The sequence below is a fragment of the Pseudomonas sp. R2-37-08W genome, assembly GCF_003851705.1.
In the GTDB taxonomy this organism is placed as follows: Bacteria; Pseudomonadota; Gammaproteobacteria; order Pseudomonadales; family Pseudomonadaceae; genus Aquipseudomonas.
In genome coordinates this window covers 4,164,711-4,188,303 of record NZ_CP027728.1, presented here as the reverse complement: position 1 = coordinate 4,188,303, position 23,593 = coordinate 4,164,711, and the positions used below count along the sequence as shown (strand labels likewise).

The following is a 23,593-nucleotide window of genomic DNA, read 5'->3' as shown; positions in this document are numbered from 1 at the left end:
CGCGTGGGAATGCCACCCCGGACGCTCCGCGTCTGCTCTTCCAAGGCATGATGCGGAGCGTCACCGCATGCATTCCCACGCTGAGCGTGGGAACGATCCTGCGAGGGAAATGATCTAGTCTCAGTCAGCCCAGGGAAAGATCGCCATGTTCCGCTACTTCGACCAGCTCAGCTCGCGTATCGCTGCACCGTTCATGGCCGGATCTTCGCGTAACAGCAAGGTATGGCAATGCCGCTGCGGCCAGTCGTTGTTCTTTCGCAACAGCCAGTGCCTGGCCTGCTCGGCGCTGCTGGGCTATCACCCCTGGCAAAGTCGTTTGTCCTCACTGCAGCCCGGCCCCGCCGTCGGCACCTGGCTGATGGACGACAACCTCGACGCCGGCGCCTTTCGCCGGTGCGCCAACCTTGAGACCCCGGCGGCCTGCAACTGGCTGGTCCCGGCGCACAGCACCTTTCCCTTGTGCGTGGCCTGCAGCCTCAACCGCACCATCCCCGACTTGTCCGTGCCGGAAAACCCCGAGCGCTGGCGCAAGGTGGAAACCGCCAAGCGTCGATTGGTTGCGCAACTGATCAGCCTGGGCCTGCAGGTGGTGCCCAAACGCGTCGACGAAGACACCGGCCTGGCGTTCGACTTCGTCGGCGTCGACCTGCAAGGCAATGCGCCCACCACCGGTCACGCCAACGGCCTGATCACCCTTGATATCAAGGAAGCCGACGACGCCCATCGGGAAAAGATCCGCGTGCAGATGCGCGAGCCCTACCGCACGCTGCTCGGGCACTTTCGCCATGAGGTCGGCCACTATTACTGGGATCGCCTGATCGCAGGCAGCCACTGGCTCGAGCCTTTTCGCAGGCTGTTCGGCGACGAACGCGCCAGTTACGCCGACGCGCTCGACCAGCACTACCAGAACGGACCCCGCCCGGACTGGCAGCAAAACTGCGTCAGCGCCTACGCGACCATGCACCCTTGGGAAGATTGGGCCGAAACCTGGGCGCATTACCTGCATATGATGGACGCGGTCGACACCGCCTTGGGCTTCGGCATGAGCGCCCGCGAGATGGACCTGGATTACCAGCCGTTCCCCCTGACCACGCTGTACGACCCCGAGCACCCTGGCGGTGCGGCATTCCTCTCCTTCGTCAACGCCTGGATCGAACTGGCCGGTATGCTCAACGAGTTGTCGCGCAGCATGGGCCAGCCGGACTTTTACCCCTTCGTGCTGCCGCCGGCGGTGATCGCCAAGCTGCACTTCATCCACCTGGTGATCCAGGAAGAGGGCGGCCGGGCCGATGAGGTCCTCCAGGCACAATGATCAGCCAGTGTGGGAGGGGGCTTGCCCCCGATGACGGAGTGTCAGTCTACTCATCAGTGGCTGACCCACCGCCATCGGGGGCAAGCCCCCTCCCACATTGGATAGCAGTGTTGTTGACGGCCATGGCAAGTACTTGAAGCTTCTCATTTTTTACGGTTGTAACTTCCGATCAGATCGGTACAATGGCCCCGCTTGCCGAGAGGCGAGCGTCGTTATGGTGACCCCATCGGTCCCCCCGCAACGATTACCCGTGAACCTGGTCAGAGCCGGAAGGCAGCAGCCACAGCGGGAACATTGTGTGCCGGGGTGTGGCTGGTGGGGTTGCCTCCATAACGCTCCTTCCTGTAATACCCTTCTCTGAATCCATATCCCCAGCCAATCATCTGTGACGCTTGTTGCACAGTTCATGACGGCTATTTCACCGCGAGTGGCATACTCCCAAGCGTTTCTCCCCTGGCTATGAGGCCGTATGCATTCGGAACATTTTGATCTATCCAGCCCTGTATTCCTGCCGATCACGGATGAAACCTGTGCGGGTTTGCTGGGCGCCGACGCTGCCAATGCGCTCGTAGCCCTGAGCGAGCCAGAGCTGGCAGCGGTGCTGGTGATCCAGAATCTTGCGCAAATGCCGGAAAACGAATTGAGCGCGGTGGGCGCTGAACGGGTGCTGGCCAAGCTCATTGGCTGGGCGGTGGATGCCAGGCATTCAGCTGCCGTGAGCTTGCTGTCGGAAGCGCAGCGGCTGTTTGACCCACGCAAGCTGTACTTCGGCCTGAATGTGGTCAAGAGCCTGAAGTTGCGTTTTCTGCTGGCCGATGAAGTCCTGGCGCGAACCTACCTGTTGCCCGACGGAAAATGGGACGTCGAATACAAAGTTCGTCACCTCAAGGCCAACAACCCGTTCCGCCAGCAGATGGTCACGCCCAGGCACCGCGAGCGCTGGTTGAGTGCCGAGCAGGACAAACTGGTCAGGACCTTTCGCGCCAACCTGAACGAAGACCTGCACGTCCAGGGGTACGCCGGCATTGGCAAGAGTCACCTGCTGGTGGCGCTGATGGAGCACTTGCGCCCCGAAAAGACCCTGCTGCTGGCACGTACGCCGGCCAAGCTCGAGACCCTGCGCGCACGCATGGTGGGCACGCGGGAGCGAAAGGCCGGGCACACCTTCCAGGCGTTCGCGCATGCCTTGTTGCATGGCCCCAGGCCGCAGCCGGTGAATACGCAAGTGCGCGTCCCGAGCAAACAGGCACTGGCCCAGCAATTGAACATCTTCGGTTTTCGTCGCCTGGAAGGGCAGGCGGTGCTGGATGTGTGCCTCAAGGTGCTTGAAAGCTACTGCCGCTCCTGGGATTACAGCCTGTCGGCCAAGCATCTGCCGCATTTCAAGCAACCGTTGTCCTCTGTCGATGCCCAGGCGTTGGTCGAATATTCCAGCCGGTTATGGGGCTACCTGGAGGCGAATGCGGCCTGGAGCAGCCACACCGGGTTCGAAGCCTTGTTGATGATCAAGCGCGCAAGCCTGGCGGGCAGTGTGGTGCCTGATCGCTATACCCATGTGCTGATTGACGAGAGCCAGGACATTCCGGCGCCCTTGCTGCAAATCATCGAGCGCGGTCGCCAGGTGCTGATTACCCTGGGCGATGAGTATCAGCAGGCCAGCGGGGTGATGGTCAGGCGTGCCCGTGAGGTTCGCCACACGCAGGTGAGCTACTCCGTGCGTTCCGGGCGCAATGTCGAGCGCCTGGTCAATCCGCTGATCAGCCAGCACTCCGAGAAAAGCAAGGTGCTCTTCGAAGGCGCGCGGGACGCTGATGTCGGTATCGAGCTGTATCCCCAAGGCTTCGTACCGCCACCCGGCTGCGTGGTGCTGACCGCGTCCCACTGGGACACCATGAAATGGCTCATCCAACTGAGCGAAGAGCGTTGTGCCTGTGCCTTTCCCAGCAATGAGGCGCAGCAGGACCTCAAGCACTTCATGGACACCGTCATCGCGCTGTTCAAGCCAGAGTTCTATGGCAGCGAGCACAGTGACCGCGGGCCCCATCCGTTTTTCAGCGATCTGGCCGACTGGCAGCAAGTGCGCGACGCGTGCCGGTTCGATGAGGCATTCCTGTGGGTCGAGGCCGAGCTGGAAAAAGGCTTCAACGTCGCCGACGTGACCCGCTTGAACAGGCTGAGCGGCCATCCGGGCGAGCGCTGTTTATTGATGCTGGCCCAGGACGCTGGCGGCATGGAATTCGATCAGGTGTTGCTCACACCTGAGCTGTTGACCAATGTGAAATTCAAGGACGCCTATGCGTTCGATCAGCGCCTGTGCGCGGTGTATATCGCCATTTCCCGGGCCACAACGCAGCTTTATCTGCCCTATGACGTGGTCGAGTGGATCGACTACCACCAGTACCAGAAGACCCGTGACGTGCATGGCTACTGAGTGATTTACCCTGGCTGATTCACAACTTTCCAAACCCCCTCTGGACAACCCCAAACCACCTTGTTAGCGTGCGCCGGCTGCTTGTTTCAGCATATGCCAACGGCGCGGATCGATATTGAAGTGCTCTCACTTCTTTAACTCACAAGGATGTCTGTCATGAAAAGCCTGCAAGGGTTGCCTCGTCTTATCAGTGCCTCGGTCGGCGCGCCCGGTAAAGCTCGCAACTTGCCTGCCGATGTTCAGTGCATCCAGTATTTATTCAACCTGATCATCCCCAAAATGGGTTTCCCCCTGCCCGAAAACGGCAAATGCGACGGCCAGTTGGTGCAGTGCATCAGCCAGTACCAGTTCCGTCATCTCAAATATGCCCACCCCGATGGCGTCATCGACCCCACCGGGCGCACCTTCAACAGCTTGATCGAAGAGGCGGTGAAGGTGCCGGTGCAGGCCTTCCCGAGCATGCGTATTCCGAGCTTTCTCAACGCTTTCGGCAATAACAATGCCGATGCGGTGCAGGCCACGGTCAATGTCTACCTCAACCAGGTGCGCGCGGTGATCGAGGCCGAACGGCGTAACCGGCAGCTGATGATGCAAGCCACCTGCGACGGTGGCGCGACGCTGAGCGAAACGGACTTCCAGAACGCTGCCAAGCAGCTGGGCAATGGGATCTCGGTGAATGTCATCAAGGCATTCGCCACCGTGGAGTCGGGCGGGAAGGTGGGCTTCGGGCCGGCCAAGTTGCCGATCATCGCCTTCGAAGGCCATCAATTTCGCAAATACACCAAGCACATCTACGACCAGGCGCACCCGCTGCTGTCGTACATCTACAAGAAAAAAGCCGGCCCGCAGTGGCAGGCCAACAACAAGGATCAGGTCAAAGCCTGGGAAACCATGGCCACTGCGTTCGCACTCGACCAGGAAGCAGCGTTGATGTCGGCCTCGTGGGGCATGTTCCAGATCATGGGGTTCAATTTTGCGTCGTGCGGGTTCAAGACGGTATTTGAGTTCGTGGCGTCAATGAAAGTGAATGCCGGCAATCAGCTCAAGGCCTACCTGGCCCTTTGCGGCAAAAATACCGCGTTGATGAGTGCGATGAAAAACAAGGACTTTACCGCCATGGCCCGCAACTATAACGGCGAGGACTATGGCAACTACGACGTGCTGATGAAGCAGGCCTACGACCTACTGGAAGGGAAGAAATAAGATGATTCGTTTTCTGGCGGTAGGTGTGTTGTCGCTGTGCGCCGTGGTGCCGGCCCTGGCAGGCTCGGCCGCGTTGCATTCGGGTAAGTACGAAGGGCTGATGCTGGCAGTGACGCCGCAGCAGCAGGTCGAAGGGTTTTACTCGGAAAGCCTGGGCGAGGGCGTGACGCGGGGCTGCAGGTTTTTTCTGCAGGGCACGCCCGAGGCGCTGACCACCTGGCTCGACGTGGCGTATCCCGGCAGCGTGGCAGCGGCGTCCGACGGCGTGAGCCTGACCGTGGCGCAAGGCCGCCAGCATCCTGGTTGCATCAATGTGTTGATGCCAGAGATTGCGACGGGCCTGGAGTTGAGCCAGACCGCCAGGAAAAAATGGATCGGCCTGGTGACGGTGTCGGCCGACAAGGCTTACCTGTTGAAAGCCCCGGGTGCCAAAGCCGCCAAGCGACCCTACATCGTCAAGAATGATGTGGTGGGGGTGCTGGCCTTCAAGGACGGCTGGGCGCAGGTCGAGTTCATCAATGCCGATGACCGTTCGTTCACGGGCTGGATCAGCCAGGAGCAGTACGCACGGTTGGTGGCGCCGAAGATTTAAACCGGCGGGAGGCGACTTTATGAGCGTGCCGGATGCAATTTCCCCCCTGCTCCGCTAGCATTACCGGCTTCCGCTTCCCAGTTGCGACGGTTTTCGATGAGTTATCAGGTTCTTGCACGTAAATGGCGCCCGCGCTCGTTCCGCGAAATGGTCGGCCAGACCCATGTGCTCAAGGCTCTGATCAATGCCTTGGACAGCCAGCGGCTGCACCACGCCTACCTGTTCACCGGTACCCGCGGGGTGGGCAAGACCACGATTGCGCGCATCATCGCCAAATGCCTGAATTGTGAAACCGGTATCACATCGACCCCTTGCGGCACCTGTTCGGTGTGCCGCGAGATCGACGAAGGGCGTTTCGTCGACCTGATCGAGATCGACGCCGCGAGCCGCACCAAGGTCGAAGACACTCGCGAGCTGCTCGACAACGTGCAGTACGCGCCGAGCCGTGGCCGCTTCAAGGTCTACCTGATCGACGAAGTGCACATGCTGTCCAGCCATTCCTTCAACGCGCTGTTGAAAACCCTGGAAGAGCCGCCGCCCTACGTCAAATTCATCCTGGCCACCACCGACCCGCAGAAACTTCCTGCGACGATTTTGTCGCGGTGCCTGCAGTTCTCCCTGAAGAACATGACCCCTGAGCGGGTGGTCGAGCATCTGACCCACGTGCTGGGCGTCGAGAATGTACCGTTCGAAGACGACGCGCTGTGGCTGCTTGGCCGCGCTGCCGATGGCTCGATGCGTGATGCCATGAGCCTCACCGACCAGGCCATCGCCTTCGGAGAAGGCAAGGTCCTGGCCGCCGATGTGCGCGCCATGCTCGGCACGCTGGACCACGGCCAGGTGTTCGACGTGCTGCACGCGCTGATCGAGGGCGACGCCAAGGCGTTGCTCGAAGCCGTGCGCCACTTGTCCGAGCAGGGCCCGGACTGGAACGGTGTGCTCTCGGAAATCCTCAATGTGCTGCACCGCGTCGCCATCGCCCAGGCATTGCCTGAGGGTGTCGATAACGGCCATGGCGACCGCGACCGCGTGTTGGCGCTTGCCCAGGCGCTGCCGGCCGAAGATGTGCAGTTCTATTACCAGATGGGCCTGATCGGCCGCCGTGACCTGCCCCTGGCGCCGGACCCGCGAGGGGGCTTCGAGATGGTGCTGCTGCGGATGCTGGCCTTCCGGCCCGCCGACTCGGCGGATGCGCCGAGACAGCCGCTAAAGCCAGTGGGGATCAGCCAGGCCACAGTTGATTCCGCCAAACCAGTGGCTGGCGCGGCGGTGGTTGCGCCAGTAGTGGCTGCGCCCGCAGCGGTTCCCGAGCCTGTGGTGGCCGCCCCGGTGGCCGCGCCTGAAGCGGTTATCGAGCCAGAACCAGAGCCTGAGCCGCAAGTCGCCCCGGTGGTCGATCTGCCCTGGAATGACCCGGTTGAAGCGCCCGTCGAGCCCGAGCAACAGCCCGCCGTGGAGCCGGTGCTGGACACCACTGGTGAGCAGCCGGAATTGACGCCCATGCCCACGCCGACCCCGGACAGCGTGGTGCCGGATGCGCCGGAGTGGGTATCCGCGCCTGTGCCCGAGCCGACTGTCGCCCAGGTTGAGGCGGCCACCCCCGGCATCGACCTCGACGACGAACCGCCGCTGGACGAGGACTACATCGAGCCGGACATGGATTCGGCCTACAGCTACCTGGACGAACTTGCCAGCGAACACACCGCCGAGCCGGCCCCCGAGCCGGAGGCGGAGCCTGCCGCCGCCCCGGCCACCGGCCTGGCCCTGCAATGGCTGGAATTGTTTCCAAAATTGCCGATCTCCGGCATGACCGCCAGTATCGCGGCCAACTGCACGTTGATTAGCATCGACGGCGACCACTGGCTGCTGCACCTGGACCCGGCCCACAGCGCCTTGTTCAATGCCACTCAGCAGCGCCGGCTCAACGATGCGCTCAACCAGTACCATGGGCGCACGCTGACCATCGCCATCGAGTTGATCAAGCCCGAGCAGGAAACCCCGGCCCAGGCTGCGACGCGTCGGCGCCTGAACCGCCAGCGCGACGCCGAGGCGTCGATCCAGGCTGATCCGCTTATCCAACAAATGATGCAACAGTTCGGTGCGGTCGTCCGTCACGATACTATTGAACCTGTCGAAGCCCCGGCGCCCCAGGCGTCATGAACCGGGCGACTAATTTGATCCACGTACTTTTGAGGTAATTCCCATGATGAAAGGTGGCATGGCCGGCCTGATGAAGCAGGCGCAGCAGATGCAGGAAAAGATGGCCAAGATGCAGGAAGAACTGGCCAACGCCGAAGTCACCGGTAAAGCCGGTGGCGATATGGTCAGCGTGGTGATGACCGGTCGTCACGACATCAAGCGCGTCAGCATCGACCCCAGCCTGCTCGAGGGCGTCAGCGATGACGACCGCGAAGTGCTGGAAGACTTGTTCGCCGCTGCCGTCAACGACGCCGTGCGCAAGATCGAAGCCAACAGCCAGGAAAAAATGGGCGGCGTGACCGCTGGCATGCAACTGCCACCGGGTATGAAGCTGCCGTTCTGATTGACCGGCTTTGCGCTGCACCCGAATGCCAGGCCTTGTGCCTGGCATTTTTGTATGTGCCTATTGGTTCTGAACCCTGGCGCAACAATCAGGGTCTGCACCCTATACGCATGCATTCGCTAAGGAGCCCCTGATGCCTCAAGAACCGACGCTCAACCAACGCATCGTCCTGGTTTCACGCCCTCAAGGCGCGCCGACCCCGGAAAATTTCCGCCTCGAACGGGTAACCCTGCCAGAGCTGGAGGACGGCCAGGTGCTGCTCAAGACGCTCTACCTGTCCCTGGACCCCTACATGCGCGGACGCATGAGCGACGCGCCGTCCTACGCCGCGCCGGTGGAAATCGACGAGGTGATGACCGGTGGCGCTGTCAGCCGCATCGAGCAATCACGCCATCCGAAATTCGAAGTGGGCGACCTCGTCGTGGGCTCCACCGGCTGGCAAAGTCATAGCATCAGCGATGGCCGCAACCTGATGCCGGTGCCCGACGGCTTGGCGAGCCCATCGATGGCTTTGGGTGTGCTGGGCATGCCAGGCATGACCGCCTACATGGGCCTGATGGACATCGGCCAGCCCAAGGCCGGTGAAACCCTGGTCGTGGCGGCTGCCTCCGGTGCGGTGGGCTCGGTGGTGGGCCAGGTCGCCAAACTCAAGGGTTTGCGCGTAGTGGGGGTTGCTGGCGGTGCGGACAAGTGCCGCTACGTGGTGGAGGAGCTGGGCTTTGATGCCTGTATCGACCACAAGGGCGCAGATTTCGCCAACGAGCTGGCGCAGGCCTGTTCCAGCGGCGTGGACATCTACTATGAAAATGTCGGTGGCAAGGTGTTCGATGCCGTGCTGCCGCTGCTCAACCCCAAGGCGCGGATTCCGCTCTGTGGGCTGATCGCCGGGTATAACGCCCATGAAGCGCCAAGCGGGCCGGATCGCCTGCCGGCGCTGCAACGCACCTTGCTGACCAAGCGTGTGCGCATCCAGGGCTTTATCGTGTTTGACGACTACGGTGATCGCCAGCCCGAGTTCCTGAGCGCCATGGCGCCTTGGGTGCGCGATGGCAAGATCAAGTTCCGCGAAGACGTGGTCGACGGCCTGGAGCAGGCACCTGAAGCCTTTATCGGTTTGATCGAGGGACGCAACTTCGGCAAGTTGGTGGTGCGCGTCGCACAGGATTGAGCATTTGACGCTAATCCGAGGCGCGGGTATAAACCGCGTCTCGTTGTTTTGTCGGACCCTTCGCCCATGAGCTTCAGCCCCCTGATTCGCCAACTGATCGACGCCCTGCGTACCTTGCCGGGCGTCGGCCAGAAAACCGCCCAGCGCATGGCGCTGCAACTGCTGGAGCGCGATCGCAGCGGCGGCACCCGTTTGGCCCAGGCCTTGAGCCAGGCCATGGAAGGCGTAGGCCACTGTCGCCAATGCCGCACCCTGACCGAAGAAGAACTCTGCCCGCAATGCGCCGACCCCCGTCGCGACGACACCCTGCTGTGCGTAGTGGAAGGGCCGATGGATGTGTACGCGGTGGAGCAAACCGGTTACCGCGGGCGTTATTTCGTGCTCAAAGGCCATTTGTCGCCGCTCGATGGCCTGGGGCCGGAAGCCATCGGCATCCCACAACTGGTGGCGCGGATTGAAGAGCAGGGCACCTTCAGCGAAATCATCCTGGCGACCAACCCGACGGTGGAGGGCGAAGCCACGGCGCATTACATCGCCCAATTGCTGAGCAACAAAGGGTTGATCACCTCGCGAATCGCCCATGGTGTGCCCCTGGGTGGAGAACTTGAACTGGTCGACGGCGGCACCTTGGCGCACTCTTTCGCCGGTCGTAAGCCGATCGCCCTCTAACGACCACTGCAAATACCCAATGTGGGAGGGGGGCTTGCCCTAATGCCAGTCAGTTAAGGCTTTTCGTAGGAGCGAGCTTGCTCGCGAAAAACTCACAGGCACCGCGTTCATTCAGAAAGCACGCGTTATCGTTGACGTTTTTCGCGAGCAAGCTCGCTCCTACAGACGGCGGTGTACGCTTAACTGACTGGCATTAGGGCTTGCCCCCGATGGGGCCAATGAGGGCACTACTTATCGCTCGGTCAGGGCAAACTGCGTCAGGCAAAACGTCGGGATGCCCATGTCTTCCAAGCGCTGCGACCCACCCAGCTCCGGCAAATCGATGATCGCCGCCGCTTCAAAGATTTTTGCGCCCATGCGCCGCACCAGGTTCGCCGCAGCAATCAGGGTGCCGCCCGTGGCGATCAAGTCATCGAACATCAGCACCGAGTCACCTTCGCACAGGCTGTCGGCGTGCACTTCAAGGAAGGCTTCGCCATATTCGGTCTGGTAACCCTCAGCCAGGACGTCGGCCGGCAGCTTGCCTTGCTTGCGAAACAGGATCAGTGGCTTGTTGAGCTGGTAGGCGATGATCGAGCCGATCAGGAAACCGCGCGCATCCATCGCGCCGATATGGCTGAAATCGGCTTCGACATAGCGTTGGGCAAAGCTGTCGGCGACCAGGCGCAGGGCACGGGGTGATTGGAACAATGGCGTGATGTCACGGAAGATTACCCCAGGCTTGGGGAAGTCGATGACGGGGCGGATCAGGGATTTGATGTCGAACGAATCGAAAGTCATCGTCGAAGAGTCCTGGGCGGAAAACGGACTCGAAGTATACCTGCGGCCTCGCGGGTTCGCTTGGCCGCAGGCCCTGGATCACATTTCCAGGGAACCGCCGGCCAGCGCGCACAGCTGGATGGGGTCGAGGATATGCACTTCCTTGCCCTCGGCGGCAATCAGCGCATTTTGCTGGAAGCGGGTAAACACGCGGGACACGGTTTCCACTGCGAGGCCCAGGTAATTGCCGATTTCATTGCGCGACATGCTCAGGCGGAACTGGTTGGCCGAAAACCCGCGGGCGCGGAAACGCGCCGACAGGTTGACCAGGAACGTCGCGATGCGCTCGTCGGCGGTTTTTTTCGACAACAGCAGCATCATCTGTTGATCGTCACGAATCTCACGGCTCATCACGCGCATCAACTGACGGCGCAATTGCGGCAGTTGCAAGGCTAATTCATCCAGGCGCTCGAAGGGGATTTCACACACCGACGTAGTCTCCAACGCCTGGGCCGACACCGGATGAATCTCAGTGTCCATCCCCGACAGCCCGACCAGTTCGCTGGGCAAGTGGAAACCGGTGATTTGCTCTTCGCCACCATCGCTGAGGCTGAACGTCTTCAGCGCCCCTGAGCGTACTGCGTAGACCGAGTCGAACTTGTCGCCCTGGCGAAACAGAAACTCGCCTTTTTTCAATGGGCGGCCGCGTTTAACGATGTCGTCCAGCGCATCCATGTCTTCCAGATTCAATGAAAGTGGCAGGCAGAGGGGGGCCAGGCTGCAATCCTTGCAGTGGGCCTGGCCGTGAGCGCGCTGTTTAACTGGCTCGGACATTTCTTAAATCCTTGTGGGAAAACACACATAAGACGTAAGGGTAACGCACTGGAGGGCGGCGAGGCCAGCGCCAACGAGAAACCGTCGGCGGTCTAAAGATTCTGCGCGTGAGGTCGATACAGGGGCACATCCATTAGACGGAACTCGGATCATGTCTGTTATCAGTGCCTACAACCCTGCTGTCCGCGTCCCGTTTGTGCCTGATGCAAAGGCGGCGAGCGAGGCCGACGAAAAGGTACCGGCGATTGAAGAAAAAACCACGCCAACCAAAGTGGTTGAAGGTGTGACCGTGACTATTTCCGCTGCTGCCTTCCAGGCTGCAGGCGCGGCCAAGAGCAGCAATTCGGACATCGATGACAGCGGCCTGGACGACAACGTCAAGCAGGTACTGAAAATGATCCGCCAGTTGAAGCAACAGATTGCCGAAAAACAAGCCGAGCTGGCAGCGGTAGCCGCCGCCAATAACCTGTCCCCTGAAGAGGCTCGCGCTCGTACCAGCGCGCTGCAGAGCGAAATCAGTTCGCTGCAGGCGGGCCTGATGTCCGCTCAGACATCGCTGGCCAAGTCGATGAAGGGCATGAGTGCCGAGGACTCGATGAAAGCCGCCTCGCTGTCGATGTAATCAGATCACCCGCGAGAACCGCTGCCGGTTCTGGTGCTCGAGGTATGCATCGAACACCATGCACACCGAGCGCACCAGCAGGCGCCCGGCCGGCAGCACGCGGATGCCCCGGGCATCCAGCTCGATCAGGCCGTCTGCGGCCATTATCTGTAACTGCGGCCACAGCTCATCGAAATAGCCGCGAAAATCGATATTGAACCTCTGCTCGATGCCCGCGAATTCCAGGCTGAAATGGCAGATCAACTGCTGGATCACGTCCCGCCGCAGACGGTCGTCGGTGGTACAGATCAGGCCGCGACTGGTGGCCAGTTGCGCACCGGCCAAGGCGTTCTGGTACTGGTTGAGGTCGTTGCTGTTCTGGCAATAAAGGTCGCCGATCTGGCTGATCGCTGAAACCCCCAGCCCAATCAAATCGCAATGCCCATGCGTGGTGTAGCCCTGGAAATTGCGTTGTAGCGTGCCTTCTTCCTGGGCGATGGCCAGTTCGTCATCCGGCAGCGCAAAATGATCCATGCCGATGTAGCGATATCCCGCCTGGGTCAACTGCTCGATGGTGGTTTGCAGCATCAGTAATTTTTCTGCCGGCGAGGGCAGGTCTTCGGTATGGATCCGCCGCTGCGGCATGAAGCGTTCCGGCAAATGCGCGTAGTTGAACACCGACAGACGGTCCGGTTGCAGGCCGATGACTTCCTCCACGGTGCGCGCAAAATTGAGTGGCGACTGCTTGGGCAGGCCGTAGATCAGGTCGATATTGATCGAGCGAAATTGCAGGGTACGCGCCGCGTCGATCACCGCGCGGGTTTCTTCCAGGCTCTGCAGGCGATTGACCGCCCGTTGCACCTCGGGGTCGAGGTCTTGCAGGCCGACGCTGACGCGGTTGAAGCCCAGTTCACGGAGCAGGCCCATGGTTGCCCAATCGGCTTCGCGAGGGTCGATCTCGATGCCGTAGTCGCCCGAATCGTCCTCCAGCAGATTGAAGTGCTGGCGCAGGTGGGTCATCACCTGGCGCAGCTCGTCATGGCTGAGAAAGGTCGGCGTGCCGCCCCCCAGATGCAGTTGCTCCACCGGCTGTTTCGGGTCGAGGTGGCAGGCCACCTGCTGGATCTCTTGCATCAGGCGTTGCAGGTAGGCCTGGGCGCGGCCACGGTCCTTGGTGATCACCTTGTTGCAGGCGCAGTAGTAGCAAATGTTGGCGCAGAACGGCACGTGCACATACAGCGATAACGGCCGTATGGCCTTGCGACTGTCGCGCAGCGCATGGAGCAGGTCGAAGGAGCCGACCTGGCTGTCGAATTGTACGGCGGTGGGGTAGGACGTGTAGCGCGGCCCCGCCAGGTCGTAGCGGTGAATCAGATCTGTGTCCCAACGAATGGCGTCGAGCATGGGCGCGGTCCCCCGGATTGGCTAGTCGGCCGAGTCTAGGGGCAGGGTGGGGAGGGCATGTTGATTTGCATCAACGGGGAGCGGCGCTATGCCACAGGCGTGTCAGTGCCCCATCAGCCAGTGCTGGTGCGGCCCAGGCAAGGTCCAGAGGCCGAACAACACCACCAGCACACCACCGGCCATGCGCACGCTGCGCTTGCGCAATAGCGCGGTGACACGTTCGGCGGCCAGCCCGGTCGCCAGCAACACCGGCCAGGTGCCTAGGCCGAACGCCAGCATCAGCAACGCGCTGTCCAGTGCATTGCCCTGGCTGGCGGCCCATAGCAGGGTGCTGTAGACCAACCCGCACGGCAACCAGCCCCACAGCGCGCCCAGCAGTAATGCGCGAGGCAGGCTTGAGACCGGCAGCAAGCGGTTGGCAACTGGCTGGATATGCCGCCACAGGCCGCGACCGAGGCGTTCGATGCGGGTCAGGCCGCTCCACCAACCGGCCAGGTACAGGCCCATGCTGATCAGCAGCAACCCCGCCAGCACGCGCATGAACATTGCCCCCGGGCTGTTGGCCACGGCCCAGCCGGCGAGGCCGATCAGCAACCCCGCCGCGGCATAACTGAGGATGCGCCCCAGGTTGTAGGCCAGCAGCAGGCGGAACCGGCGGCTGCGCTGCTCAGGGGGAATGGCTAGGGTCAGCGCCCCCATCAAGCCGCCGCACATGCCCAGGCAATGGCCTCCGCCGAGCAGGCCGAGGATCAGCGCAGAAACCAGCAAAGGCGCCAGCTCAAGCATGGGGCGGCTCTTTGGGCGGCTGCTCGATGCGGTTGGCTTCGTCGACGGCGGCCAGGTGATTCGGGTCCTGATCGTCGAACAGCACGCTGTGTGCCGGGCCGTCGAGGTCTTCGTACTGGCCGCTGTCCACGGCCCAGAAGAAAATGTAGATGGCCACGCCCACTAACAGCAGCGCCGCCGGAATCATCACGTATAGAGCTGGCATCTGCACTCCATGCCCGCGCGGTTCAAGCCGGCAGCGGGCGGTTTATCAAGGGGGCACTGGCGGCCTGCGCGCTGGGCAGGCGCGTCAGGCGCAGGGCATTGAGCACCACCGTCAACGAGCTGAGGGACATGCCGATGGCCGCCCAGATGGGGGTGATCCACCCCAGGGCCGCGAACGGCAGCATCAGGCCATTGTACAGCCCTGCCCACAGCAGGTTTTCGATGATCACCCGGCGTGTGCGTCGCGCCAAGGTAAAAGCCTGCACCAACGCCTCCAGGCGGTTGGACAACAGCACCGCGTCGGCGCTGGTTTTTGCCAGGTCGGTGGCCGAACCCATCGCCACGCTGATATCCGCAGCGGCCAGGACCGGCACATCGTTGACACCGTCGCCGAGCATCAGCACCTTGCGGCCTTCCCGGTGCAGGCGTTGCAGCACTTGCAGCTTGTCGTCGGGGCGCAGGCCGCCGTGGGCTTCATCGATGCCCAGCTCAGACGCGACACTGGCGACCATCGGCGAGCTGTCCCCCGACAGCAGCAGCGTGCGCCAGCCGCGCGCCTTGCACGCGGCAAGCAGGGCTGGCGCATCGCTGCGCAGGCGGTCGTCGAGCACGAACCAGGCGAGCGCGCCGCGTTGATCACCCAACAGCAGCCATTGTCCGGCTTCGTCTGGTGAAGTTGGGATGGGGGCGCCACTGAGTTCACAGACAAAAGCGGCTTGGCCAATGCGCATCAGGCGTTCGCCCACGCGGCCTTCCAGGCCCAGGCCGGGGCTGCTCAAAACGTCATCGGCAGCCAGGGGGGCACGGCCGAAGGCGCGGGCAATCGGGTGTTCGGAGCGGTTTTCCAGCGCGGCGGCGAGGCCCAGGCACTGCTCGCTGTCCAGCTCGCCCAGAGGCCGGATGGCCCTCAACGCCAGGCGTCCCTCGGTGAGCGTGCCGGTCTTGTCGAAAATCACCGTGTCGATCTGGTTGAGCCCTTCCAGCACATGGCCACGGGTCAGCAGCAAGCCAAGGGTGTGCAGCGTACCGGTGGCGGCGGTGAGCGCGGTGGGGGTGGCCAGGGACAGCGCGCACGGGCAGGTCGCTACCAACATGGCCAATACAATCCAGAACGCCCTGGAGGCATCGAGCTCCCACCACACCAGGCCGATTACCGCAGCCGCCAGCAGGGAGCCCAGCAGAAACCACTGTGCGGCGCGGTCGGCGATTTGCGCCAGGCGCGGTTTTTCGGCCTGGGCACGCTCCAGCAGGCGCACGATGGCAGACAGGCGTGTGTCGTGGCCCAAGGCACGCACTTGGACGGTCAGCGCGCCTTCGACGTTGAGCGTGCCGGCGGTGACGGCATCGCCGACCTGCCGGGGCTGCGGCAGGTATTCGCCGGTAAGCAGGGATTCGTCGACGCTGGATTGGCCTTCGAGAATCACGCCATCCGCTGGCAACACCGCGCCAGGGTGGACCAGCACCCGATCATCCAAGGTCAGTTCGCCGAGCAGGATGCGTTCGCTCTGCCCGTCCGCGGTCAAGCGCAGGCACGAGGCGGGCAGCAGGTTGACCAACTGCGCGGTGGCGGCGGCCGTGCGTTCGCGGGCACGTCGCTCCAGGTAGCGGCCGGCCAGCAGGAACAGCGCGAACATGCCGACCGCATCGAAGTACAACTCGCCCACGCCGGTGATCGCGGTCCAGATGCCCGCCAGATAAGCCCCGCCAATGGCCAGGGACACCGACACGTCCATGGTCAGGTGGCGGGTGCGCAGGTCGCGCAGCGCCCCTTTGAAAAACGGCGCACAGCTGTAGAACACGATGGGGGTGGTCAGAAACATCGCGACCCAGCGCAGGATGACATGCAACTCGGGGCTGAGGTCGATATTGAATTCAGGCCAGGTGGCCATGGTCGCCATCATGGCCTGGAACCACAGTAACCCGGCAACGCCCAGTTGGCGCAGGGCCAGGCGATTCTCGCCGGCCAGTTGTTCGGCGGCACGGTCCGCTTGATAGGGATGGGCGGCATAGCCGATATGGCGCAGCTCACTGAGCACCTGGCTCAACGGTAACTGCCCGTCGGCCCAGCGCACGTGCAGCCGGTGGTTGGACAGGTTCAGCCGCGCCTCGGCCACAGCGGGCAGGCTGCGCAGGTGTTTCTCGATCAACCAGCCACAGGCCGCGCAACTGATGCCTTCCATGAGCAGGGTGGCTTCGGCGAATTCGCCGGTGTGGCGTACGAAAGGCTTTTGCACATCGGCGCGATCGTACAGCGCCAGTTCATCGATAAGCTGCACCGGCAGCGCTTCGGGGTTGGCCGAGGCTTCGCTGCGGTGCTGGTAATAGCTTTCCAGCCCGCCCGCCACAATCGCCTCGGCCACCGCCTGGCAACCCGGGCAGCACAGTTCGCGGCGCTCGCCGAGGACTTGTGTGGTGAACCGGCTGCCGGAGGGGACGGGCAGGGCGCAGTGGTAGCAGGGGGTGATCATGGTTCGGGATCTCAGATCGTTCCCACGCTCTGCGTGGTAACGCCTCGCTGGACGCTCTGCGTCCGCTTTTATGGCGCTGAGCGCCACGGGCTGCATTCCCACGCGGAGCGTGGGAATGATCAGTTACTTCTTCAGGTCTTCGGCACCTTGCAACGGCTCATCGCCCAGCAGCAGGTCTGTGTCGTGGCTGACCTCTTCTTCTTCAAACAGGCGCCAGGTCTTGTCGCCTTCCACGCCGAGCAGTTCCACGAAGCGGCGCCCTTCGACCTTGTCGGTGACCTGGCCGATGTAGCGGCCCGGTTCGCTGGCGCTGCGGGTCAGGTTGATCTTGCGATCCTTCGCCGGCTGGGTCGGGGAGATCAGGTTCAGCTCCAGGGTGTTCGGGTTGCTGTAGCCGGTGAGGTGCAGATCGACTTCTCCGGTCAGCGCGTCCAGGTGCAGCTTGCCGCGCAGTTGCAGGGTCTGGGCCAGGCGTTCGCGGTCCAGGGAGCGGTTGATGCCTTTGCCGGCCTCGTAATAGTTGTCGTTGACCAGGTTGTCCGGGTGGTTCACCGCGATGGTCACCATGGACAAGGTCAGGGTCACTGAGCAGGCGAGGATCGCGATGATGATCCAGGGCCAGAGGTGCTTGTACCAGGGGCTTGCGGCAGTGGTTACGGGCATTCTCGTGTTCCCTGTCTAACGGACTTGTGGGCCGATGAATCGGCTCTTGGCTTCAATGCGGACGCTGTTGTCGTCGGCGTCCTCAAGGATGAACGTTACCTCGTTGGTGCTTGACGGCAACTGCTCGGGCGCACTCGACAACTCTACCGGCATGCTGACGATGTCGCCGGCGGCCACCTTGATTTCGCGTCGGCCTTGCAGCTTGAGGTCGGGCAGGCCGGCGGCGTCGAGCACGTAGGTGTGGTCGCGTTGATCCTTGTTCATGATTTTCAGGCTGTAGACGTTCTCGATGCGCCCTTCGGCGTTTTCGCGGTACAGCACACGGTCCTTGCTCACGTCGAAGCCCACCAGCGAACGCATGAAGAACGCGGCCACCAGCAGGCTGATCATCGCCAGCAATACCAAGGCGTAACCGATCAGGCGCGGGCGCAACTTATGGGTTTTCTGTCCGGACAGATTGTGCTCGGTGGTGTAGCTGATCAGGCCGCGTGGGTACTCCATCTTGTCCATGATGTTGTCGCAGGCGTCGATGCAGGCAGCGCAACCGATGCACTCGATCTGCAGGCCGTCGCGGATGTCGATGCCGGTGGGGCACACCTGCACGCACATCGTGCAGTCGATGCAATCGCCCAGGCCCTGAGCCTTGTAGTCGACCCCCTTCTTGCGCGGGCCACGCACTTCGCCACGACGTGGGTCGTAGGAAACGATCAGCGTGTCCTTGTCGAACATCACGCTCTGGAACCGCGCATAGGGGCACATGTAGATGCACACCTGTTCGCGCAGCCAGCCGGCGTTGCCGTAGGTGGCGAGGGTGAAGAAACCCACCCAGAAATACGACCAGCCATCGGCCTGGCCGGTGAAAAAGTCCAATACCAGTTCGCGGATCGGCGAGAAGTAGCCGACAAAGGTCAGGCCGGTGACAAAACCGATCAGCAGCCACAGCGTGTGCTTGCTGAATTTGCGCAGGAATTTGCTGACGCCCATGGGCGCCTTGTCCAGCTTGATGCGCTGGTTGCGATCGCCTTCGGTAACCTTTTCGCACCACATGAAGATCCACGTCCACACGCTTTGCGGGCAGGTATAGCCGCACCAGACGCGGCCGGCGTAAACCGTGATGAAGAACAGGCCAAACGCCGCGACGATGAGGATGCCCGACAGCAGGATGAAATCCTGAGGCCAGAAGGTTGCGCCGAAAATAAAGAACTTACGCTCCGGCAGGTTCCACCACACCGCCTGGTGGCCGCCCCAGTTCAGCCACACCGTGCCGAAGTACAGCAGGAACAGGCCGGCACCGCCGAGCATGCGCAGATTGCGAAACAGCCCGGTGAAGGCGCGGGTGTAGATTTTCTCTCGTGACGCATAGAGATCGACGGTTTTGGCAGGCGGGGTAACGTCGTGTACCGGTATCTGGTTGCTCATCATTGCATCCCACGGCGGTGGAGATTTGCCTCGGCCAGTACGTGCCAACCGGGGTCAAATTAAGGATGTTGCAGTGGCCTAATGATACGCCCCCGGTGGTACGTGAAGGGTGCGACCTTTGGTCGCGTTGGGGGAAATCAATTGATGGTGTACGTGATCTGGATCAATTGACTTGTGAAGTATGGATGGTTTTGTGGGTAGGCAGGTCATTCCTCCCATGGATTAATCAGCGCAACACCACTGGATTTGAAGTCGCTGACGTTGCGCGTGACGACGGTAAGCCCATGAACCAGAGCGGTTGCGGCGATCAACGAGTCACTCTCGTTGGCCCGGTCTGGAACATGCAAGTGCGCACAACGCAACGCGACCGCCGCATCAACGGGCAGGATTCGGGCATCAAAGGCGGGCATCACATGGCGCTTGAGCCAGGCCCTCAACACCTTCCCCTGAGTCGGGTCTCGCCGCTCAACGCGCAGCACTCCGGTTTCCAGTTCCTTGAGCGTGATCGCGGAAATGAACATGCGTGGCGCTATCACGCTTTTTGCCCAGGCAACGACGTTTGCATCAGCCTGAGGTTTACGAAGTTCGGAGATAACATTGGTGTCGAGTAGATACATCAGGGAAGGTCCACGGGTCGATGAATGATCACGGCGCGCTCGGTTTCGAAGTCGATATCCGCCGCTTCCGGCATCACCAGCAGGTCAACGATGTCGGCATTCAGACCTGTCAATTTCTGGTAGTCCTCAATGCTTAGCAGTACATGGGCGGGCTTGCCGCGATCAGTGATAAAAACAGGCCCTTGGCGTGCGGCTTTTTTGGCACCACTTGTGTCTTGGTTGAATTCGCGGCTGGAAATGGTGGTGATGGTCATGGGGCGGCCCCCCTTTGTCGGATGTGATGTAGTTACGTTACTACTTGTGGTTGTGTGCGGCAAGTCCGAGGCCGCGAGTGGTAGTCCATGCCTGTTTGACAGATTCTGAGCGCCAGAAACAAAAAGCCCCGCCAGTTTTTGCTGCGCGGGGCTTTGTTGTATTCGACGAATTACTGCTCCTCAGCCTTCTTATCCCCATGGGACAAGCTGTACACATACGCCGCCAGCAAGTGCACCTTGTCGTTGCCCTGCAGTTGTTCCTGCGCTGGCATCTGGCCCTGGCGGCCATAGCGAATGGTCTGCTGCAGTTGGGCGAAGCTCGAACCGTAGATGAACGCACCCGGATGAGTCAGGTCCGGTGCGCCCATGGCTGGGGTGCCTTTACCGGTCGGGCCGTGGCAGGCCACGCAGTTGGCGGCGAAGAGTTTCGCGCCGTTGGCGACGTCGGCCTTGGCGCCTTCCGGCAGCTTGCGGCCATCGAGGTTGGTCACCACGAACGCCGCTACGTCGGCCACGCCTTGCTCGCCGATCACTTCGGCCCAGCCTGGCATCACCGCATGGCGGCCCTGCATGATGGTTTGCTTGATGGTCGCCGCGTCGCCGCCCCAGCGCCAGTCGGCGTCGGTCAGGTTGGGAAAACCGTAGGCGCCCTTGGCGTCGGAACCGTGGCACACCGAGCAGTTGGAGGCGAACAGACGCCCGCCCATCTTCAGGGCTTGCGGGTCCTTGGCCACTTCTTCAATCGGCATCGAGGCAAATTTGGCGAAGATCGGCCCGAATTTGGCCTCCGACCTGGCCATTTCCTTTTCCCATTCGTGCACGCCGGTCCAGCCGGTCTGGCCGTTGGCGAACGCGGTTTGCTTGTCGTTGTCGAGGTAGTTGTAACCCGGCAGCAGGCCTTTCCAGTTGCCCAGGCCAGGGTACAGGGCCAGGTAGCCGAGGGCGAAGATGATGGTGCCGACGAACAGCATGAACCACCATTTGGGCAGCGGGTTGTCGTATTCCTCGATGCCGTCGAACGAGTGGCCGACGGTCTCGTCCGTCTGTTCGGCGCGCTGGCCCTTGCGGGTCGACAGCAGCAGCCAGGTCAGGGCGAAGATGGTACCCAGACTGAGGACTGTGACGTACAGGCTCCAGAACGTAGTCATTCTTTGTTACTCCTAGACGCTTGCTCGACGTGCTTGATGGCTTCCGGGTCATCCGCAAAAGGCAGCATGGTCGCGTCGTCGAATTCCGATTTGCGCCGTGGGCTGAACACCCACAGCGCCAGGCCGATAAAGGCCACCATCACCACAACGGTGCCCAGGCCACGAATCATTCCGATATCCATGCCGGTCACCGTTTGCTTTTGATGAGGGTGCCAAGGCCCTGCAGGTAGGCCACCAATGCGTCCATTTCGGTCTTGCCTTTGACAGCAGCAGCCGCACCGGCGATGTCTTCGTCGGTGTAGGGCACGCCCAGGGTGCGCAGGACTTCCATTTTTTTCGCGGTGTCCTTGCCGTCGAGCTTGTGTTCCACCAGGAACGGGTACGCCGGCATTTTCGACTCCGGCACCACGTTGCGCGGGTTGTACAAGTGCGCACGGTGCCAGTCATCGGAGTAACGCCCGCCAACGCGCGCCAGGTCCGGGCCGGTGCGCTTGGAACCCCACAGGAACGGGTGGTCCCACACGCTTTCACCGGCGACCGAGTAGTGGCCATAGCGTTCGGTTTCGGCGCGGAACGGGCGGATCATCTGCGAGTGGCAGCCCACGCACCCGTTGGCGATGTAAACGTCGCGGCCCTCCAGTTCAAGGGCGGTGCGCGGTTTCATGCCTTCGACCGGCTTGTTGGTCACGTCCTGGAAGAACAGCGGGACGATCTGGGTCAGGCCGCCGATGCTCACGGCGATGACCATGAAGAAGGCCAGCAGGCCGATATTCTTCTCGACTACTTCATGCTTCATCAGTGGGCTCCCACGACGGCGATCTTGGCGGCGGCTTCAGCTTGCTCAGGGTCGGAGGCACGCACGGTGCGCCAGACGTTGTAGGCCATGAACAGCATGCCGGTGGCGAAGAACGCACCGCCCAGGGCGCGCACGATATAGCCCGGGTGGCTGGCTTGCAGCGCTTCGACGAACGAGTAGGTGAGGGTGCCGTCGTCGTTGATCGCACGCCACATCAGGCCCTGGGTAATGCCGTTGACCCACATCGAGGCGATGTAGAGCACGGTGCCGATAGTGGCCAGCCAGAAGTGCGTGTTGATCAGCCCGACGCTGTGCATCTGCGCACGCCCGAACAGCTTGGGGATCATGTGGTACAGCGCGCCGATGGAGATCATCGCCACCCAGCCCAGGGCACCGGCGTGGACGTGGCCGATGGTCCAGTCGGTGTAGTGGGAGAGCGAGTTGACGGTCTTGATCGCCATCATCGGGCCTTCGAAGGTCGACATGCCGTAGAACGCCAGCGAAACCACCAGAAAGCGCAGGATCGGGTCGGTGCGCAGCTTATGCCAGGCGCCCGAGAGCGTCATCATGCCGTTGATCATGCCGCCCCAGCTCGGCGCCAGCAGGATGATCGACATCGCCATGCCCAACGACTGCGCCCAGTCCGGCAGCGCGGTGTAGTGCAGGTGGTGCGGGCCGGCCCAGATGTACAGGGTGATCAGCGCCCAGAAGTGCACGATGGACAGGCGGTAGGAGTAGATGGGACGTTCGGCCTGCTTGGGCACGAAGTAGTACATCATCCCAAGGAAGCCGGTGGTCAGGAAAAAGCCCACGGCATTATGCCCGTACCACCACTGGATCATCGCGTCCGTCGCGCCGGCATAGGCCGAGTAGGACTTGAACAGGCTGACCGGCAGGGACGCGTGGTTGACGATGTGCAGCATCGCCGTGACCAGGATGAAGGCGCCGTAGAACCAGTTGCCGACATAGATGTGCTTGGTCTTGCGCTTGACGATGGTGCCGAAGAACACCACGGCGTAGGTCACCCACACAATGGCGAGCAAAATGGCGATCGGCCACTCCAGCTCGGCGTATTCCTTGGTGGTGGTGTAGCCCAGGGGCAGGCTGATGATGGCGCCGACGATGACCGCCTGCCAGCCCCAGAAGGTAAAGGCGGCAAGGCCATCGGAAATCAGTCGTGTCTGGCAGGTGCGTTGCACAACGTAGTAGGAGGTGGCGAACAGCGCACAGCCACCGAAGGCAAAGATCACCAGGTTGGTGTGCAGCGGGCGCAGGCGGCCGAAGGTCGTCCAGGGCAGGTCGAAATTCAATTGTGGCCAAACCAGTTGCGAGGCGATGAACACCCCGAGCCCCATGCCAAGGATCCCCCAGACCACCGTCATGATGGCGAACTGGCGAACGACCTTATAGTTATAAGCAGTCGGACTGATTGCTGTGCTCATTCTAAGGTTCCACGGTTTAGGTATTTTTATAGGTAAAATCGGCCGCAAGTATGTAGAAAGCGAGGGGCCATTGCAACGCAATGACTGACCTGTATCAATGCGTTCCACGCCAGATTCTGCGCCCTTTCCATGTTTGATGTAAGGATAAAATAGAAATAGAAAGCTGATCGAGTGGACAAGAAAATTTCGGAGCCTCGACAGCGGTTGTCGCGTACGCCGAAATCGCTTCGCTTGAAAGCAAGCGTAGACCCGAATCTGAGGTGGGGAAAGTTGGTCTTGGG

23 protein-coding genes and 1 other RNA gene are annotated in these 23,593 nt (G+C 61.7%); 10 read left to right on the top strand and 14 right to left on the bottom strand.

Annotated elements, in window-relative coordinates:
- The first annotated feature begins 145 nt into the window (after nt 1–145).
- The 9 genes from C4J93_RS19270 to recR all read left to right on the top strand — a co-directional run bounded on the left by C4J93_RS19270 (nt 146) and on the right by recR (nt 9,917).
- Nucleotides 146–1,312 carry a putative zinc-binding metallopeptidase gene (locus C4J93_RS19270; RefSeq protein WP_124430228.1) on the top strand — a complete coding sequence of 389 codons (1,167 nt, stop codon included), beginning with the start codon at nt 146–148 and terminating at the stop codon, nt 1,310–1,312.
- Between the two features lie 224 nt (nt 1,313–1,536).
- An RNA gene (ffs, locus tag C4J93_RS19265) (signal recognition particle sRNA small type) lies at nt 1,537–1,633 on the top strand.
- Between the two features lie 148 nt (nt 1,634–1,781).
- Complete coding sequence (locus C4J93_RS19260) at nt 1,782–3,743, top strand: hypothetical protein (protein ID WP_124430227.1); 1,962 nt, start codon at nt 1,782–1,784, stop codon at nt 3,741–3,743.
- 156 nt (nt 3,744–3,899) lie between these two features.
- Complete coding sequence (locus C4J93_RS19255; RefSeq protein ID WP_124430226.1) at nt 3,900–4,946, top strand: N-acetylmuramidase family protein; 1,047 nt, start codon at nt 3,900–3,902, stop codon at nt 4,944–4,946.
- Nucleotide 4,947: 1 nt separating this feature from the next.
- A complete protein-coding gene (locus tag C4J93_RS19250; RefSeq protein WP_124430225.1) occupies nt 4,948–5,538 on the top strand; it encodes a hypothetical protein in 591 nt (196 codons plus the stop codon).
- Between the two features lie 96 nt (nt 5,539–5,634).
- Nucleotides 5,635–7,698, top strand: a complete 2,064-nt coding sequence (gene dnaX, locus C4J93_RS19245; protein WP_124430224.1) for a DNA polymerase III subunit gamma/tau — start codon at nt 5,635–5,637, stop codon at nt 7,696–7,698.
- A 43-nt stretch (nt 7,699–7,741) separates the two neighbouring features.
- Nucleotides 7,742–8,080: a YbaB/EbfC family nucleoid-associated protein gene (locus C4J93_RS19240; RefSeq protein WP_124363899.1), complete on the top strand. Its 339-nt coding sequence runs from the start codon at nt 7,742–7,744 to the stop codon at nt 8,078–8,080.
- Between the two features lie 133 nt (nt 8,081–8,213).
- The gene (locus tag C4J93_RS19235; RefSeq protein ID WP_124430223.1) at nt 8,214–9,248 is read left to right on the top strand and encodes an NADP-dependent oxidoreductase; all 1,035 of its coding nucleotides are present in this window, start codon (nt 8,214–8,216) and stop codon (nt 9,246–9,248) included.
- Between the two features lie 66 nt (nt 9,249–9,314).
- Nucleotides 9,315–9,917, top strand: a complete 603-nt coding sequence (gene recR / locus C4J93_RS19230) for a recombination mediator RecR (protein ID WP_124363897.1) — start codon at nt 9,315–9,317, stop codon at nt 9,915–9,917.
- A gap of 231 nt (nt 9,918–10,148) precedes the next feature.
- Here recR and C4J93_RS19225 read toward each other — a convergent pair whose 3' ends face one another.
- Both C4J93_RS19225 and fnr read right to left on the bottom strand, forming a co-directional pair.
- Entirely contained in the window at nt 10,149–10,697 is a 549-nt protein-coding gene (locus C4J93_RS19225; RefSeq protein ID WP_124363896.1) for an adenine phosphoribosyltransferase, read from the bottom strand.
- Between the two features lie 78 nt (nt 10,698–10,775).
- Nucleotides 10,776–11,510: a fumarate/nitrate reduction transcriptional regulator Fnr gene (gene fnr / locus C4J93_RS19220; RefSeq protein WP_124363895.1), complete on the bottom strand. Its 735-nt coding sequence runs from the start codon at nt 11,508–11,510 to the stop codon at nt 10,776–10,778.
- 151 nt (nt 11,511–11,661) lie between these two features.
- Between fnr and C4J93_RS19215 the strand changes: the two genes are divergently transcribed.
- Nucleotides 11,662–12,132 (top strand): hypothetical protein, encoded by a 471-nt coding sequence (locus C4J93_RS19215; protein WP_124371494.1) that lies wholly within the window; start codon nt 11,662–11,664, stop codon nt 12,130–12,132.
- On the opposite strand, the gene hemN is transcribed toward C4J93_RS19215, so the two are convergent.
- From hemN to ccoN, 12 genes are all read right to left on the bottom strand, one after another.
- Nucleotides 12,133–13,515 (bottom strand): oxygen-independent coproporphyrinogen III oxidase, encoded by a 1,383-nt coding sequence (gene hemN, locus C4J93_RS19210; RefSeq protein WP_124430222.1) that lies wholly within the window; start codon nt 13,513–13,515, stop codon nt 12,133–12,135. It abuts the gene before it with no gap.
- Nucleotides 13,516–13,617: 102 nt separating this feature from the next.
- Nucleotides 13,618–14,301: a sulfite exporter TauE/SafE family protein gene (locus C4J93_RS19205; protein ID WP_124430221.1), complete on the bottom strand. Its 684-nt coding sequence runs from the start codon at nt 14,299–14,301 to the stop codon at nt 13,618–13,620.
- Complete coding sequence (gene ccoS, locus C4J93_RS19200; RefSeq protein WP_124430220.1) at nt 14,294–14,506, bottom strand: cbb3-type cytochrome oxidase assembly protein CcoS; 213 nt, start codon at nt 14,504–14,506, stop codon at nt 14,294–14,296. The genes C4J93_RS19205 and ccoS overlap by 8 nt, the downstream gene beginning before the upstream one ends.
- Nucleotides 14,507–14,528: 22 nt before the next feature.
- Entirely contained in the window at nt 14,529–16,973 is a 2,445-nt protein-coding gene (locus tag C4J93_RS19195; protein WP_124430219.1) for a heavy metal translocating P-type ATPase, read from the bottom strand.
- A gap of 123 nt (nt 16,974–17,096) precedes the next feature.
- Nucleotides 17,097–17,636: a FixH family protein gene (locus tag C4J93_RS19190; RefSeq protein WP_124371490.1), complete on the bottom strand. Its 540-nt coding sequence runs from the start codon at nt 17,634–17,636 to the stop codon at nt 17,097–17,099.
- A gap of 15 nt (nt 17,637–17,651) precedes the next feature.
- A complete protein-coding gene (gene ccoG / locus C4J93_RS19185) occupies nt 17,652–19,055 on the bottom strand; it encodes a cytochrome c oxidase accessory protein CcoG (RefSeq protein WP_124363889.1) in 1,404 nt (467 codons plus the stop codon).
- 206 nt (nt 19,056–19,261) lie between these two features.
- Nucleotides 19,262–19,672, bottom strand: a complete 411-nt coding sequence (locus C4J93_RS19180) for a type II toxin-antitoxin system VapC family toxin (protein ID WP_124371488.1) — start codon at nt 19,670–19,672, stop codon at nt 19,262–19,264.
- A complete protein-coding gene (locus C4J93_RS19175) occupies nt 19,672–19,926 on the bottom strand; it encodes a type II toxin-antitoxin system Phd/YefM family antitoxin (RefSeq protein ID WP_124363887.1) in 255 nt (84 codons plus the stop codon). Before C4J93_RS19175 ends, C4J93_RS19180 begins: the two co-directional genes overlap by 1 nt.
- A gap of 170 nt (nt 19,927–20,096) precedes the next feature.
- Nucleotides 20,097–21,074, bottom strand: coding sequence for a cytochrome-c oxidase, cbb3-type subunit III (gene ccoP / locus C4J93_RS19170; protein ID WP_124430218.1), 978 nt, complete (start codon nt 21,072–21,074; stop codon nt 20,097–20,099).
- Entirely contained in the window at nt 21,071–21,256 is a 186-nt protein-coding gene (locus C4J93_RS19165) for a CcoQ/FixQ family Cbb3-type cytochrome c oxidase assembly chaperone (RefSeq protein WP_003193169.1), read from the bottom strand. Before C4J93_RS19165 ends, ccoP begins: the two co-directional genes overlap by 4 nt.
- A 5-nt stretch (nt 21,257–21,261) precedes the next feature.
- Complete coding sequence (gene ccoO, locus C4J93_RS19160; RefSeq protein WP_124363885.1) at nt 21,262–21,870, bottom strand: cytochrome-c oxidase, cbb3-type subunit II; 609 nt, start codon at nt 21,868–21,870, stop codon at nt 21,262–21,264.
- On the bottom strand, nt 21,870–23,312 hold the full coding sequence (gene ccoN, locus C4J93_RS19155) for a cytochrome-c oxidase, cbb3-type subunit I (RefSeq protein ID WP_124363884.1): 1,443 nt from the start codon (nt 23,310–23,312) through the stop codon (nt 21,870–21,872). Before ccoN ends, ccoO begins: the two co-directional genes overlap by 1 nt.
- Nucleotides 23,313–23,593 lie beyond the last annotated feature (281 nt).